The organism is Flavobacterium ichthyis, assembly GCF_009915155.1.
Lineage (GTDB): Bacteria > Bacteroidota > Bacteroidia > Flavobacteriales > Flavobacteriaceae > Flavobacterium > Flavobacterium ichthyis.
Genome location: NZ_JAABLM010000016.1, coordinates 1 through 16120 on the forward strand (window position 1 = coordinate 1; position 16120 = coordinate 16120).

Consider the following 16120-nt stretch of genomic DNA (forward strand, 5'->3'; position numbering starts at 1 on the left):
TTAATTTTTTTTAAAAATTATTCTAAAGTTGCTAAATAACGCTCTGCGTCAAGTGCTGCTGTATTTACTTAATTTTTTTTAAAAATTATTCTAAAGTTGCTAAATAACGCTCTGCGTCAAGTGCTGCCATACATCCTGTTCCAGCAGCAGTAATTGCTTGACGGTATTCTTTATCCTGAACATCTCCAGCCGCAAAAACACCCGGCAAATTTGTTTTTGTCGTTTTTCCCGCAGTAATTAAATAACCGGTTTCATCCATATCCAATTGACCTTTGAAAATATCAGTATTGGGTTTGTGACCAATAGCGATAAAAAGGCCAGTGATAGCAATTTCTTCTTTTTCGCCTGTTACATTATTCACCATTCGTAAACCTTCCACCACTTGGTCTCCCAAAACTTCATCTACTTCGGTGTTGAATAAAACTTTTAAATTAGGTGTATTTTCTACTCTATGTTGCATCGCTTTCGAAGCTCTCATCACATCTTTTCTTACAAGCATTGTTACGCTTTTACAAATATTTGCCAAATATGTCGCTTCTTCAGCAGCGGTATCTCCCGCACCAACAATTGCTACATCTTGCCCTTTGTAAAAAAATCCGTCACAAACTGCACATGCCGAAACACCACCGCCACGCAATTTTTGTTCGCTTGGCAATCCTAAATATTTGGCAGTTGCTCCTGTAGAAACAATTACCGTTTGCGCATGAATTTCTTTATTTCCATCGATAATCACTTTGTGAAGACCGCCTTTTTCTTTAGAAAATTCTACGGCAGTTGCCATGCCAATTCTCACTTCGGTACCAAATCGTTCGGCTTGTTGTTGTAATTGAAGCATCATCGTTGGACCATCGATTCCTTCAGGATAACCTGGGAAATTATCAACTTCTGTAGTAGTAGTTAATTGTCCTCCAGGTTCCATTCCGGTGTACATAATAGGTTTCATATCGGCTCTAGCGGCATAAATTGCAGCAGAATATCCTGCGGGACCAGAACCAATGATTAAGCATTTTATTTTTTCTATCGTATCAGACATATTAAATTTTGTTTTAAAAAGTAAGCAAAAATAAGGTTTTCTAATTTGAAAGTAAAGCCCAACAAATTAGTTTTAACTATAAAAAAATAAGCAACCGTTATTTCCAAAAAAATATTTGCAAATAATAAAAATAGGAGTATATTTGCACTCACAAATTCGGGGTGTAGCGTAGCCCGGTCATCGCGCCTGGTTTGGGACCAGGAGGTCGCAGGTTCGAATCCTGCCACCCCGACTTTAGTTAATAAACCTGTAGATTTTGTCTGCGGGTTTTTTTTATGTTTTGCAAATAAATTGTATTGCTGCTTTCGCAAAATTTTCTCTTAAGAAATACTTTTTAATACTAGAGATTCAAAACAATCGTTACCTTTAAAATTGCTTTTAAAAGCCATAACGCTGTATATGAACAGACGAAAATTTATAAAACGAACTTTTTGGGGAACCCTCGGTTTAGGCGTTTTTACCGGACTTTACACTTGGCAAATTGAACCTTTTTGGTTAGAATTTGTAAACAAAAAAATGTCTATTGCAAACTTACCAAATCATTTAGTTGGCAAAACTTTGATGCAAATCAGTGACATTCACGTTGGTAACAGATTTGATTATAATTTTATCATCGAATCTTTTCAAGAAGCACAAAAATTAAATCCTGATTTTGTAGTTTACACTGGGGATTATGTGAGTTACAAAGATGAAGAACAATTTTCACAATTGGACGAAGTTCTGAAACATACCGTAAAAGGTACAATTGCAACTGTTGGCATTCTCGGAAATCATGATTATGGAAAAAATTGGGCAGAACCAGAGGTTGCTGATAAAATTACCGCACAATTAAACGATGCCGGCATTCAGATGCTCAGAAATGATGAAGTTGAATTTGATGGTCTCAATATTATAGGGTTCGATGATTTTTGGGGCTTGAATTTTAATCCTGAAAGCGTGATGAAAAATTTAAATCATGACAAGGCTAATATAGTGCTTTGCCACAATCCCGATGTTTGTGATTTATATGTTTGGAATGATTATCAAGGCTGGATTCTCGCCGGACACACACATGGCGGGCAATGCAAACCACCGTTTTTGCCAGCACCAATTTTACCCGTGAAAAATAAAAAATATGCTCAAGGCGAAATCAATTTGCAAGACGGCAGAACGCTTTACATCAATCGTGCGTTGGGACATTCGTTTCAAATAAGGTTTAATGTTCGCCCGGAAATTACGCTTTTTACACTCGAAAAAGCGGTTTAATATTTTTTGCAATAAATATTCTCGGTTAATTAACATTTTTCATTTTTAGGGATTCGGTTCTGGTATTATCTTTGTGGCAATCAGCACTTTTTCTACAAAAAGAAAGGACTTAAATGAAACGGACAGAATATGCCATAGTAGATATTGAAACGACTGGTGGAAACGCAAGCGGAAGCCGTATTACCGAAATTGCTATCATCATTCACGACGGAATCACGGTTTTAGATCGATTTGAAACTTTAATAAATCCGCAGAAAGAAATTCCACTTCCCATTTTTGCCTTAACCGGAATCAATAACGAAATGGTTCGTGATGCGCCAATTTTTGACGATGTAGCTCAAAAAGTTTTTTCTCTGCTAGAAAATAGGGTTTTCGTGGCTCATAACGTTAATTTCGATCATACCTTTGTAAAACACGAATTAAAAAACTCCGGATTCAATTGGACCGCAAAATACAAATTATGTACGGTTCGAGCGGCTCGAAAAATAAAACCGGGATTTCCATCTTATAGTTTGGGAAATCTCTGTAAATCGCTTTCTATTAATTTGGAAAATCGTCATCGGGCTGGGGGAGATGCTAATGCAACGGCTATTTTATTGCGCCAATTGTTAGATAGTGATGAAGATGGTATAATTGAAAAAATGATAAAAAAAACTTCGCAAGATCAACGATTACCGCCAAATTTACCACCCGAAGATTTTGAAAATTTACCCGAAAAACCGGGTATTTATTACTTTTATAGCAAAGAAAAAAAAGTGATTTATGTGGGCAAAGCCAATAATTTAAAAAAACGCGTAGCCCAACATTTCGGAGGACACAAAATTACATCGCAAAGACAAAATTTCTTACGTGATATTCACGGAATTTCCTTTGAAATTTGTGGTTCGGAATTAATGGCTTTAGTGATGGAATGTTGCGAAATTAGAAAACTGTGGCCCATATACAATCGTGCTTTAAAAAAATACGAAGCTAACTTTGGCTTGTTTCAATACGAAGCCAGAAATGGTTACCAATATCTTGCGGCTGGAAAATTGGCTAAAAATCAATCAAACGTATTGCAAAATTTTTATTCGTTACAAGAGTCTGTTAACCAATTGTCCAAACTAATGCAGGATTTTAATCTTGATTACAGGTTTTGCCAATTTGGAATTGCCAATGATTCTTTATTCAAAAAATTTGATTCCGAAAATTTACCAGATATTAAAGAACACAATAAAAATGTTACAGCTGCTGTTGCTTCGCTAGAAGAAAATAAAGTTAGTTTTGCGGTTTTTGACAAAGGTAGAACCCAAGACGAACGAAGTTGTATTTGGGTAGAAAAAGGCCATTTTTATGGTATGGGTTATATACCAAACGACATTGGTTTACAAGATATTTCCCAAATTAAGGATTATGTGACAATACAGAAAAGCAATCATTATCTCATGCAATTAATCCATTCTTTTGTAAAGAAAAATCCTAAAAATGTGTTCTTTGTATAAAATCTTTTGTGGTAGTTATAGGTAAAAGTTCAAGAAGAAATATCAAATCCAGTTGTCCACATCATATTATCATTTAATAACTATTCACATTTATTTAAGACTTAAGAATCTAATAACTAATTTTCAAGCCTTAATTTTGCAGCTTCGTTTTTATATTTATGATGACTTCAAAACAAAAATATTCTATCTTGTTTATACTCGGTGGTCTTTCGGCATTGGCACCATTTTCTATCGATATGTATTTACCGGCTTTTCCTTCAATTGCTAAATCACTCCAAACCGATATTTCCCACGTTGCACTTTCGCTTACCAGTTATTTTATAGGAATTAGTATAGGACAATTATTTTATGGCCCTATTACGGATAAATTTGGACGAAAAAAACCGTTAATTTTTGGACTTTCATTATTTCTAATCGCTTCAATTGGTTGTGCTTTATCACCTTCAATTGATTTTTTGATTGCCATGCGAGTCATTTTAGCACTTGGCGGTTGTGTAGGAATGGTTGTCAGTAGAGCTGTGGTACGTGATTTATTTCCGGTGAGCGAAATTCCCAAAATATTTTCTATTTTAATGTTAATCGTTGGGGTTGCCCCAATTTTGGCACCTACAATTGGTGGTTGGGTTTTGGCACATTCTACTTGGCGAAGTATATTTTATTTCCTAACGGCTTTCAGTTTTATCCTAATTATTTGCGTTGCCTTATTTTTACCTGAAAGCAAAAATCCAAATCGTGCTAAATCATTAAAAGCAAAAGACGTCATACGGGATTATGCTGATGTTTTACAAGAAAAAACGTTCCTTTATTATGCCTTTGGAAGTAGCATTGCCATGGCTGGAATGTTTGCCTACATTAGCGGTTCGCCTTTTGTTTTTATGGATTTTTTTAAATTTTCCGAGCAAGAATACAGTTGGGTTTTTGGAGGAAATGCATTAGGGTTTATTTTGGGAAGTCAATTAAACCGAATTTTTTTAAATAAATTTTCACCCCTTCAAGTAATTACTGGTTCCAGTGTACTTTTAATGGCCTTATCGTTTTTAATTTTTGGATTATTTTTAGCTAACGTTTTAAGTCCGTTTTTACTGATTATAATCTTATTTTTCTATTTATTTTCTTTAGGATTATTAGTGCCAAATTGTACTGCATTGGCTTTAGCTCCATTTACTTACAATGCTGGAAGTGCTTCTGCATTAATTGGTTTTATCCAAATGTTAACAGGAGCCAGTATTTCTGGATTGGTAAGCGTTTTACATAATGGAACCATTTTTCCAATGGTCTTCGGTATGTTTTTTTGCGGAAGCATTTGTTTTTTAATCATTATGATTTTAAATTCAAAAATCAAAAAGTGGAAGTTAGAAACCAATCCGGCATAAAACCACGATGAAAATCAATCCCTCTGTCGAAGCTTCGGTTGGTACCGATAATGCTCAAAAAACGGTTTACCGCATTTTATTTGCCATCGCATTTGCTCATTTATTAAATGATATGCTGCAGTCGGTAATTCCGTCAGCTTATCCAATTTTAAAAGAAAAATATGATTTGAGCTTTACGCAAATTGGTCTGATCACTTTTGCTTACCAAATGGCAGCTTCGATTTTGCAACCTTTTGTAGGATTTTACACCGATAAAAAACCACAGCCCTATTCGCAGATTTTCGGAATGTTGTTCACTTTAACAGGAATTGTCTTGCTTTCATTTGCCGCTAATTTTTACGTGATTGTACTTTCCGTAATTTTAGTAGGAATTGGCTCGTCTATCTTTCACCCCGAAGCCTCTCGTATTTCATTTTTGGCATCCGGCGGAAAACGAGGTTTAGCGCAATCTGTTTTTCAGTTAGGCGGAAATGCCGGAACCGCAATCGGACCTTTGTTAGTAGCGCTTTTGGTAGTGCCAAATGGACAACGTTACATTTTATTTTTTGTTTTAGTCGCCACATTAGCTTTATTTGTTTTACGCCACATTGCCAATTGGTATGCGGGGCATTTAATATTGAGAGCCAAAAAAACGCCAGTCATCATTTTGCCTGATTTGTCTAAAAAGCGAATTTTTTGGTCGGTTGTCATTTTACTAGTTTTGATTTTTTCAAAATATTTTTACATGGCCGGAATCTCGAGTTATTTCACATTTTATTTGATGGAAAAATTTCAATTGACGGTTCAAGAGGCACAATTTCATCTCTTTTTATTTTTGGCATCATGTGCTTTGGGAACGCTTGCTGGTGGACCAATGGGAGATAAATTTGGACGAAAATACGTGATTTGGTTTTCGGTTTTAGGAGCCGCACCTTTTGCTTTAATGTTGCCATATGCGTCACTTTTTTATACAGGTGTTTTATCCGTAATAATTGGGTTAATCATTTCATCAGCATTTCCAGCAATTTTGGTTTATGCACAAGAATTATTGCCTAAAAAATTAGGAATGGTTTCCGGACTTTTCTATGGCTTTGCCTTTGGAATGGGAGGTTTAGGTTCTGCACTTTTAGGCTATATAGCAGATCATATCGGTATTGAAAGTGTTTATAAAATTTGTGCATTTTTACCTTTAATTGGAATTATTGCGTTATTTCTTCCTAATCTTAAAAAGAAAAATTCTTAGCCCAAATATTTCATAAAGGTTTTTTTGTTAATTTTAGTAAAAATTTACCCATGAAACGTTTATTTAATACTTCGCGCAAATTAAGAGCATGACCAATTTAGGTCTGTTCATTTTAAGGGTTTCAACTGCATCGTGTATGATGGTTCACGGCTGGCAAAAATTACAAATGTTAGAATCTGGCGGTGCTGCCGAATTTCCAGATGTAATAGGGATTGGTGGCGCTACAACGCTTTATCTGGCAATTTTTTCGGAATTTATCTGTGCCGCTTTAATTCTTATCGGTTTTGTAACACGCTTGGCTACTATACCGTTAATTATTACCATGTTTATCGCAGTTTTTATCGTTCATGCAAATGATGGTTTTCAAATGCAAGAAATTGGCGCGCTTTACCTAACGATTTTTGTCTTTATTTTAATCGCTGGACCAGGAAAATATTCTATTGATCATTTGATTTACAAAAAAACAAAACCCACACATTATTAAAATTTCTTCGGTAAAAAGACTAATTTTGACACTTGTTCCCATTAGTTTTTATCCGATGAATAACGAAATTTCTCCCGAAATAAAATTACAGCTCAAGGCAGTTGTTGGCGCTTCCCATTTTTTTGAGGATACCGAAACAACAAGCCATTACGGTCACGATGAAACGGAAGATTTACTTTTTCCGCCCCAAATTGTTTTAAAACCAGCCGATTCTTTTCAAATCTCGGAAATTGTAAAAATTGCTTTTCAAAATAATATTCCCGTGATTCCCATCGGCGGAAGAACAGGTTTGAGTGGTGGCGCTTTAAGTATTTTTGGCGGAATTGCGATTGCCATGGAACGCCTTAATTCTATTTTGGAAATTGACGAAAAAAATCTTCAAGTTATTGTCGAGCCAGGAGTTATCACCCAAACGCTTCAGGACACTTTACTCGAAAAAAATCTTTTTTATCCGGTAGATCCCAGCAGTCGTGGTAGCTGTTTTATCGGTGGAAATGTTGCTGAAAATTCCGGTGGTGCGAGAGCTGTAAAGTATGGCGTTACAAAAGATTACGTTCTCAATCTTGAAGTGGTTTTGCCTAATGGAGAAATTATTTGGACTGGAGCAAACACACTTAAAAATTCAACGGGATACAACCTTACTGCGTTAATGGTGGGAAGCGAAGGTACTTTAGGAATAGTAACTAAAATTGTTTTAAAATTACTACCCAAACACTATCACGAAGTATTGATGCTGGTTCCTTTTTTTAATGCCAAAGAAGCTTGCGAGGCGGTTTCAAGAATTTTTAGAGCAGGTATCATTCCAAGTGCTTTAGAGTTTATGGAACGTGATGCAATTGATTGGACATTGCAATATGTTGAGGGTGTAAATCTTCAAATTAAAGATGAAGTTCAGGCACATTTATTAATTGAAGTGGATGGAAATTTCTCAGATATACTTTTTGCGGAAGCGGAAAAAATAGCCACAGTTTTAGAAGATTTTAATATTGATGAAATACTTTTTGCCGATACCGACGATCAAAAAAATGCGCTTTGGAAATTGCGTCGTGCAGTTGGTGAAGCCGTAAAAGCCAATTCAATTTATAAAGAAGAAGATACAGTTGTCCCAAGATATGCGTTGCCAACTTTGCTAGAAGGGATTAAAAAAATTGGAAAAAAATATGGGTTTAAATCCGTGTGCTATGGTCATGCTGGCGATGGAAATCTTCATGTAAATATTATTAAAGGTAAGATGAGCAATGACGATTGGCAAACTGAAATTCCCAAAGGTATCCGCGAAATTTTTGAACTGACGGTTGCTTTAAAAGGAACACTTTCTGGGGAACACGGCATTGGTTTTGTGCAAAAAAATTTCATGGACATTGCTTTTAACAAGGTTCAATTACAATTATTGAAAGGAATCAAAGAGCTGTTCGATCCTAAAAATATTATGAATCCCGGAAAAGTTTTACCTGATAATTTTTAACTAAAGATTATTTTCCGGACCTTAAAGATTCTTCTAAAATCGCTTTTTTTGATTTTGGAAGTAATCTGTTGGCTAATTTTCCAATGGTCAATCCTTGCACAATTATTGAAAAAACCACTACAAAATAAGTTATTGCTAAAATAATTTGCTTGTTTGGACTTTCGGCAATAGACAATGCCAATGCGATTGAAACACCACCTCGTAAACCACCCCAAACCAAAATTTTCACAGTAGAGGCCTCAAATTTTTTCTTAAACGGAATAATTTTCGTGGGAATATAAATTGAGACAAAACGTGCAAACAATACTACTGCAACACATATTATTCCAATTTTCCAGTAACTCCAAATATCGGGAATGAGCAATAATTCGAAGCCAATGAAAAGGAAAAGAATTGCATTTAAAATTTCGTCGATTAACTCCCAAAATTTGTCGAGATAATCTTTAGTAACAGGTGACATGAGTGTTTTTTTTCTTCCAAAATTACCAATTATTAATCCGGCGGAAACCATTGTCAAAGGTCCAGAAATATGCATGGCGTGAGCAATGAGATAACCACCCATTACCACCGAAAGCGTGATGAGCACTGAGGTTTTGTAATCGTCAATCTTTTTCATGGCGCGACCTGCTGTAATCCCTAATAAAATTCCTAAGATAAATCCTCCAAAAGCTTCTTTGATTAATAACCAGGATACGTGAGGCAGGGAAAAATCGCTTGCTGGATCTTGCGCTAACTGAAGAATTACGGCAAAAACTACTACTGCTACGCCGTCATTAAATAATGATTCTCCGGCAATTTTTGTTTCTAAAGATTTGGGTACTTTGGCATCTTTTAAAATACTTAAAACTGCAATAGGATCAGTTGGAGAAATCAATGCTCCAAAAAGTAAACAATAAATAAAAGGAATGTCAATCGCTAAAAAAGTGGTGATGTAATCTAATAAAAATCCGATGACTAATGTGGAAATCAGCACACTTATCGTAGAAAAAACCATGATTGGACCACGTTGTTCCCTTAAATCCCGAAGATTTACGTGAACGGCTCCTGCAAAAAGCAGAAAGTTAAGCATGGCACCCATAAGCACTTCGGTAAAATCGAAGTTGGCAATGAGTTTGCTAAAATTTTGAAAGGCTTTTGGAAAAATATTACCAGAAATTACTAATAGTATTGAGGAGATCATCGCAATAATCATAATCCCGATAGTTGCGGGAAGTTTTAAAAAGCGATTATTGAGGTAGGCAAAAAATGAGGCGAGAACAATAAGAACAGAAAATGAGTAGTACAACTCCATAAAAAATCGAGAATTTTGGCGTTTTTCCAAAAATAACAAAAAACGACTTTTTTTCCAAGAAGTTTGATGGGATGTTGCAAAAAAAAATCCCCAACATTGCTGTTGAGGATTGATTCTATGTAGGACTGAAAATTATTAGTTGGCTAAAACCCATTCACCTGAAGCAATTAAACTTTCGGCTTTTTTAAATTTCATAGTTTCTGTTTTCCCAGTCATAATGTGTCTTACCGTAACGTTATCATTGCGATTTATTTTTGGCATATCTCGAACAATGGTTTCTGTAACATGAGACGGTTGGGTTTGAGAGGCTTCTCTGTTTTTAGCTACTGCTTGATCCGTATTTGGAATTTCGTCTTTAGAAGTTTGGTAGTTTTCCTTTGGACGAGGAATTTCTCTTGCTTCTTGAATTTCCGGAGCTTGTTGTTGCTGTGGCAAATCACCTTTAAACAAAAACGAAACGACTTCTTTATTCACGCTGTCAATCATATTTTTGAAGAGATTAAACGCTTCAAATTTATAAATCAACAATGGGTCTTTTTGCTCGTGAACCGCCAACTGAACTGACTGTTTTAATTCATCCATTTTACGAAGATGTTTTTTCCAGGCTTCGTCAACAATTGCTAAAACAATATTTTTTTCGAAATCACCAATCAGTTGTGAACCTTCAGTGTCGTAAGCTTTTTTCAAATCAGTAACTACGTTAAGTGTTTTGATTCCGTCCGTAAATGGCACTACAATTCGCTCAAACTGGTTATTTTCGTTTTCAAAAACATTTTTAATGATTGGGAATGCTTCTCTAGCGCTTCTTGCAGTTTTTTCATTGTAAAAATCAAAAGCTGCCTTGTACACTTTTCGGGTTAACTCAAGTACGTTTATTTTTCCAAAATCTGCCTCAGTTACAGGGGAAGTAACGGAGAAATATCTAATTAATTCAAACTCAAAATTTTTAAAATCTCCAGTAGCTTTGTTTGATTCAGTAATTACTTCGCAAGTGTCATAAATCATGTTGGCAATGTCCACTTTCAGTCTTTCGCCGTGCAAAGCGTGACGACGACGTTTGTACACCACCTCACGTTGCGCATTCATTACATCATCATATTCTAACAAACGCTTACGAACGCCAAAGTTATTTTCTTCCACTTTTTTCTGAGCGCGTTCGATGGATTTTGTCATCATAGAATGTTGAATCACTTCACCTTCTTTCAAACCTAATCTGTCCATCACTTTCGCCACTCTTTCAGAACCGAAAAGACGCATTAAATTATCTTCTAAAGAAACATAAAACTGTGAACTTCCCACATCACCTTGACGACCTGCACGACCACGCAACTGACGATCCACACGACGAGAATCGTGACGTTCTGTACCAATAATTGCCAAACCTCCGGCAGCTTTTACTTCTGGAGATAGTTTGATATCTGTTCCACGACCCGCCATGTTTGTAGCAATGGTTACCACGCCAGGTTTTCCGGCTTCTTCCACAATTTGTGCTTCTTGCTTATGCATTTTTGCGTTCAAAACGTTGTGCGGAATGTTTCGCATTTTTAACATTCTCGACAAAAGTTCAGAAATTTCAACAGAAGTTGTACCAATCAACACCGGACGACCTTCATTGGAAAGTTGCGTTACGTCTTCAATTACTGCGTTGAATTTTTCGCGTGTACTTCTATAAATTAAATCTTCTTTGTCTTTTCTGGCAATGGGTTTGTTAGTTGGAATTTCCACAACGTCCAGTTTGTAAATTTCCCAAAGTTCTCCAGCTTCCGTTACCGCTGTACCTGTCATTCCGGCAAGTTTGCGGTACATTCTGAAATAATTTTGAAGCGTTACAGTAGCAAAAGTTTGTGTTGCGGCTTCAATTTTTACGTTTTCCTTTGCTTCAATCGCTTGATGCAAACCGTCAGAATAACGACGACCGTCCATGATACGACCCGTTTGCTCGTCCACAATCAAAATTTTATTGTCGATGATTACGTATTCTGTATCTTTTTCGAAAAGCGTGTAGGCTTTCAACAATTGCGTAAGCGTGTGAATTCTTTCGCTTTTTACGCTGAAATCTTGGAAAAGTTTTTCTTTTTCTTCTGCTTCCGCATCTTTTTCAAGACCCATTTTTTCGATTCGGGCAATTTCAGTTCCAATGTCTGGAAGTACGAAAAAATCATTATCGGTATCACCAGAGAGGAATTTGATTCCATTGTCCGTCAGTTCTACCTGATTGTTTTTTTCTTCAATTACAAAATACAAAGCTTCATCAATCTTGTGCATTTCGCGATTGTTGTCTTGCATGTAATGATTTTCGGTTTTTTGAAGCAATTGACGAACCCCTTCTTCACTCAAAAACTTAATCAATGCTTTGTTTTTAGGTAAACTTCGGTAAGCTCTTAATAATAAAAATCCGGCTTCTTTATGGTTTCCGTCTTTGTATTGTTTTTTAGCTTCGGCCAAAAATGAATTTGCTAAATTTCTTTGGGTGTTTACCAAATGATCGACTTTTGGCTTCAATTCGTTAAATTCATGGCGATCACCTTGAGGAACTGGGCCAGATATAATTAAAGGCGTTCTAGCGTCATCTACCAATACTGAATCAACCTCATCGACAATCGCATAATTATGACGTCGTTGAACCAATTCTTCTGGTGTGTGAGCCATGTTGTCACGCAAATAATCAAAACCAAATTCGTTGTTGGTTCCGTAAGTAATATCAGCGTTATAAGCTTTTCTTCTTCCGGCAGTATTGGGCTGGTGATTATCGATACAATCTACTGTTAATCCGTGAAATTCAAAAAGTGGCGCTTTCCAAGTGCTATCACGTTTTGCCAAATAGTCATTTACGGTTACAAGGTGGACACCTTCTCCAGTTAAAGCATTTAGATAAAGCGGAAGTGTTGCAACTAATGTTTTTCCTTCACCAGTTTGCATTTCGGCAATTTTTCCTTGATGCAAAACAGTTCCTCCAATTAATTGAACATCATAATGAATCATGTCCCAAGTAATCTGTTTTCCCGCAGCGTTCCATGTATTTGCCCAAATAGCTTGGTCACCCTCAATTTGAATGTATGGTTTTGTAGCCGAAAATTCTAAATCTTTAGGGGTGGCTTTTACGCTAATTGAAGTATTGTCTTTGAAACGTCTTGCAGTTTCTTTCACCACTGCAAAAGCTTCCGGAAGAATTTCCATCAAAGTTTTTTCAGAAATTTCGTAAGCCTCTTTTTCCAAAGTATCGATGGAAGCATAGATATCTTCGCGAGCGTCGATGTCGGCAGTTTTTTCTGCTTCTTCTTTGTAAGAGGCGATCTTGGCATCTTTATCGGCTCTTGCTTCTTTAATTTTTTCTTTAAAATAAATGGTCTTAGCGCGAAGTTCATCGTGTGAAAGTGCTGCTAAAGCTTCTTCATAAGATTTGATCTTGTTGATGAGTGGCATGATGGATTTTACATCCTTCTCCGACTTGTCACCAACAAAAACTTTTAATATGCTGTTAATGAAACTCATAATTTGTTGTTTTCTATTATATAAGGGTTGCAAATTTACACAAAAAAAAAGCCTCAACCGAGACTTTCTAATGTGATTTTATTATTTTTTAATACTCATCCTCGTTCCAAAGATAATCTTCGTCAGTAGGATAATCAGGCCAAATTTCCTCCATAGATTCGTAGATTTCACCTTCATCTTCTATAGATTGTAAGTTTTCTACAACTTCCAATGGAGCACCAGCTCTAATGGCGTAGTCGATCAACTCATCTTTGGTTGCTGGCCATGGTGCATCACTTAAATAAGATGCTAATTCTAATGTCCAATACATCTGATATCGATTTTATATTTTATGCAAAAATAATTTTTTTACTGAGAAAGTCAAGTAAATTTTATTTTATTTTCAAAAAACCAAGAACGTGTTTTAGAATTGAGGATTTTAGATACCTGATTTTTGATTTGTTATCTAAAATTTTACGGCTCAATCGCTAAATTTTTGGCTTTGAAGTTGCAAATATCATTCTTAAAATTATTCTTTTTCAGGAATCCATTTCACTTCGTCAGCCTTTAGGTCGTACGACAACTTTCGTGCCAGCACAAAAAGGTAGTCAGAAAGTCGGTTTAAGTATTTTAAAACATACTCGTCAACGGGTTCTTCTTCGTTTAAATGGGTAGAAAGTCGTTCTGCTCGACGGCAAACGCAACGTGTTATGTGACAATATGACACGGTTGTGTGACCTCCCGGAAGTATAAAATGTGTCATTTGCGGCAAAGCGTTTTCCATGTCATCAATTTCGTTTTCAAGAAGTTGGATGTCTTGTTCGGAAATTTTAGGAATGTTTAACCGTGGTTTTCCGTTTTTTAAAATTTCTTTTTCGGGTGGTGTTGCCAAAATGGCGCCAAGTGTGAAAAGCCTGTCTTGGATTTTCATCAAAATTTGCTTGTAATGATGATTGATTTCTTGGTCACGAATCAGTCCGATGTAAGAATTGAGTTCATCAACGGTGCCGTAACTTTCGATTCTGATGTGGTGTTTCGGGACACGATCTCCACCAAATAATGCGGTTGTACCTTTGTCACCGGTTTTGGTATATACTTTCATGGTGATTTTTGATTTAGGATTTATGATATTTGATTTGTGAATTTGAGAATTTTACCGCAATCCAGTAGCTTCGGGACGCAAAGATTTATGCAAAGAATCGCAAAGTTGAACTGTAAATTTCCAATAAATAAATTGTAAATTCCAAGTTGGGTTGGGGTTGAACTCCAAACTCAGAAGTTCTCACGCTAAACTCTAAAAGATGCTTGAAGAATTTAATTAGCCCCGATTGAAGCAAGTAGCCTTTTTTTTTTATTTTATTGTCCGGATTTAATCTAGTAATTAAAAAAAAGCTACAGCGGAAAGCGGGAAATACGTTTAAAAAAATTCCTGTCGTTTGGCTCCCCAAAAAAAATTATTTGCTTAAAACTTTTGCCGGATTTTGAACGTCGCTTTCAATTAAGCCGTCGCGAAGTCGGATAATTCTGTGAGCGTGTTCGGCGATGTCTTCTTCGTGGGTAACTAAAATTACGGTGTTTCCGTTAGCGTGAATTTCGTCAAAAAGATTCATGATTTCTACAGAAGTTTTACTGTCGAGGTTTCCCGTGGGTTCGTCGGCCAAGATTATCGAGGGACGGTTGACCAATGCTCTTGCCACGGCAACACGCTGGCGTTGTCCTCCAGAAAGTTGATTGGGTTCATGATCCATCCTGTCGCCTAAACCTACTTGTGTCAATACTTCTTCGGCTCGTTTGGTTCGTTCGGATTTTGAATATCCGGCATAAATCATGGGTAAAGCAACATTGTTTAGTGCGGTGGTTCGTGGTAAAAGGTTGAAGGTTTGGAACACGAAGCCGATTTCTTTATTGCGGATTTCAGCCAGTTCGTTATCGCTCATTTGGCTTACATCTTTGCCGTTTAAAATATATGTTCCGGATGTTGGCGTGTCTAAACAACCTAATAGGTTCATTAATGTAGATTTTCCAGAACCTGAAGGTCCCATCAATGCAACATATTCACCTTTTTGAATATTAAGGTCTATACCCTTTAGAACATTTATAGTTTCATCGCCTAAAATAAAATCGCGTTTTATGTCTTTAATATCGATCAATGCCATCTTTAATAATTTGTGCTAAATGTAAGGATTTTTGAAATAAATATTGTTGACGAATTATTAAAAAAGTTAATGTTTGTTTAAAGAATATTAAAATATTGCCAAATTATTAAGTTAAACTTTAATGATTATATTTTTTAAATTAATTTTAAGTAACAATTTTAATTAAAACCAACCATTATGAAAAAAATTCAATTATTTGCAGGTGCTGCAATCATTGCTTTGGGAATGACTTCTTGTAAAAGCGAAACGGAACAACGTGCAGAAAAATCTTTCGACATGTTCGAGAATTATGTTGATTCAGTAAGTAATTTTTCTGCCGAAGAAGCTCAGGCTAATTGGCAAGCTATTGAGGCGGATTATAACACTAGAATGGCAGAAGCGGAAGCCGCTCTTGTTAATATGAAAGATCAAGAAAATGCCCAAAAAAGGTTAGATGATTCTCGTACTCAATATGAAGAATTAAAAACAAAGGCACAAGCAAGTATGCCTGCTCCGGCAGAAGGTGACGCTGCAATGGGTGATCGCGTTCAAAATTTAAGAGATTCTTTTTTTGGCGCTGGAAAAATCGGGCAAGACATGAGTTTTGCTTGGGTTAATAAAGACAACATCTTGTCAGTGTACCAAAATTTTGTAGATACTTTCAACAAAAACAAGGATAGTTATTCTAGAGAAGATTTTGACGAAATTAAGGCCATGTATGAAGCATTAGACGCGCACAAAAATACAGTTGAAAAGCAAGGATTATCTAGTGAAGATAATAGAAAAATTGCAGCTTTAAAACTTGAATTTGCTCCTAAATTTAAATGGGAAAGAATGGGTGCCAAAGCTGAAGAAAACCAAGATGCAAAACAATAAAAACTGATTTTTGTGTTTGAATGGAGATGGCTGTTATAGTTCTA

The 16120-nt window shown here is 36.0% G+C and carries 13 protein-coding genes and 1 tRNA gene; 8 read left to right on the forward strand and 6 right to left on the reverse strand.

Going from position 1 to position 16120, the window contains the following annotated elements; translation table 11 throughout:
* Positions 1-85: 85 nt before the first annotated feature.
* A complete protein-coding gene (gene trxB / locus GV828_RS11680) occupies positions 86-1033 on the reverse strand; it encodes a thioredoxin-disulfide reductase (protein WP_166537685.1) in 948 nt (315 codons plus the stop codon).
* 157 nt (positions 1034-1190) lie between these two features.
* Here trxB and GV828_RS11685 point away from each other — a divergent pair.
* The 7 genes from GV828_RS11685 (at position 1191) to GV828_RS11715 (ending at position 8303) form a co-directional block, all read left to right on the forward strand.
* A tRNA-Pro gene (locus GV828_RS11685) sits at positions 1191-1265 on the forward strand.
* Between the two features lie 167 nt (positions 1266-1432).
* Positions 1433-2278: a metallophosphoesterase gene (locus GV828_RS11690; protein WP_166537686.1), complete on the forward strand. Its 846-nt coding sequence runs from the start codon at positions 1433-1435 to the stop codon at positions 2276-2278.
* Between the two features lie 113 nt (positions 2279-2391).
* Positions 2392-3759, forward strand: a complete 1368-nt coding sequence (locus GV828_RS11695) for an exonuclease domain-containing protein (protein ID WP_166537687.1) — start codon at positions 2392-2394, stop codon at positions 3757-3759.
* 158 nt (positions 3760-3917) lie between these two features.
* Complete coding sequence (locus GV828_RS11700; protein WP_208103193.1) at positions 3918-5132, forward strand: multidrug effflux MFS transporter; 1215 nt, start codon at positions 3918-3920, stop codon at positions 5130-5132.
* Positions 5133-5139: 7 nt separating this feature from the next.
* The gene (locus GV828_RS11705) at positions 5140-6354 is read left to right on the forward strand and encodes an MFS transporter (protein WP_166537688.1); all 1215 of its coding nucleotides are present in this window, start codon (positions 5140-5142) and stop codon (positions 6352-6354) included.
* Between the two features lie 88 nt (positions 6355-6442).
* On the forward strand, positions 6443-6838 hold the full coding sequence (locus GV828_RS11710; protein WP_166537689.1) for a DoxX family protein: 396 nt from the start codon (positions 6443-6445) through the stop codon (positions 6836-6838).
* Positions 6839-6893: 55 nt separating this feature from the next.
* Positions 6894-8303: an FAD-binding oxidoreductase gene (locus GV828_RS11715; RefSeq protein ID WP_166537724.1), complete on the forward strand. Its 1410-nt coding sequence runs from the start codon at positions 6894-6896 to the stop codon at positions 8301-8303.
* A gap of 7 nt (positions 8304-8310) precedes the next feature.
* On the opposite strand, the gene GV828_RS11720 is transcribed toward GV828_RS11715, so the two are convergent.
* The 5 genes from GV828_RS11720 to GV828_RS11740 form a co-directional block, all read right to left on the reverse strand.
* Positions 8311-9594 (reverse strand): cation:proton antiporter, encoded by a 1284-nt coding sequence (locus tag GV828_RS11720; protein ID WP_166537690.1) that lies wholly within the window; start codon positions 9592-9594, stop codon positions 8311-8313.
* 135 nt (positions 9595-9729) lie between these two features.
* The gene (gene secA / locus GV828_RS11725; protein ID WP_166537691.1) at positions 9730-13086 is read right to left on the reverse strand and encodes a preprotein translocase subunit SecA; all 3357 of its coding nucleotides are present in this window, start codon (positions 13084-13086) and stop codon (positions 9730-9732) included.
* Positions 13087-13174: 88 nt separating this feature from the next.
* Complete coding sequence (locus GV828_RS11730) at positions 13175-13396, reverse strand: DUF2795 domain-containing protein (RefSeq protein WP_022828503.1); 222 nt, start codon at positions 13394-13396, stop codon at positions 13175-13177.
* Between the two features lie 198 nt (positions 13397-13594).
* Complete coding sequence (locus GV828_RS11735) at positions 13595-14167, reverse strand: cob(I)yrinic acid a,c-diamide adenosyltransferase (protein WP_166537692.1); 573 nt, start codon at positions 14165-14167, stop codon at positions 13595-13597.
* 352 nt (positions 14168-14519) lie between these two features.
* Positions 14520-15221, reverse strand: coding sequence for an ABC transporter ATP-binding protein (locus tag GV828_RS11740; protein WP_317163831.1), 702 nt, complete (start codon positions 15219-15221; stop codon positions 14520-14522).
* Between the two features lie 177 nt (positions 15222-15398).
* On the opposite strand from GV828_RS11740, the gene GV828_RS11745 reads away from it, so the two are divergent.
* Complete coding sequence (locus GV828_RS11745) at positions 15399-16076, forward strand: hypothetical protein (protein ID WP_166537693.1); 678 nt, start codon at positions 15399-15401, stop codon at positions 16074-16076.
* The last annotated feature ends 44 nt before the right edge of the window (positions 16077-16120 follow it).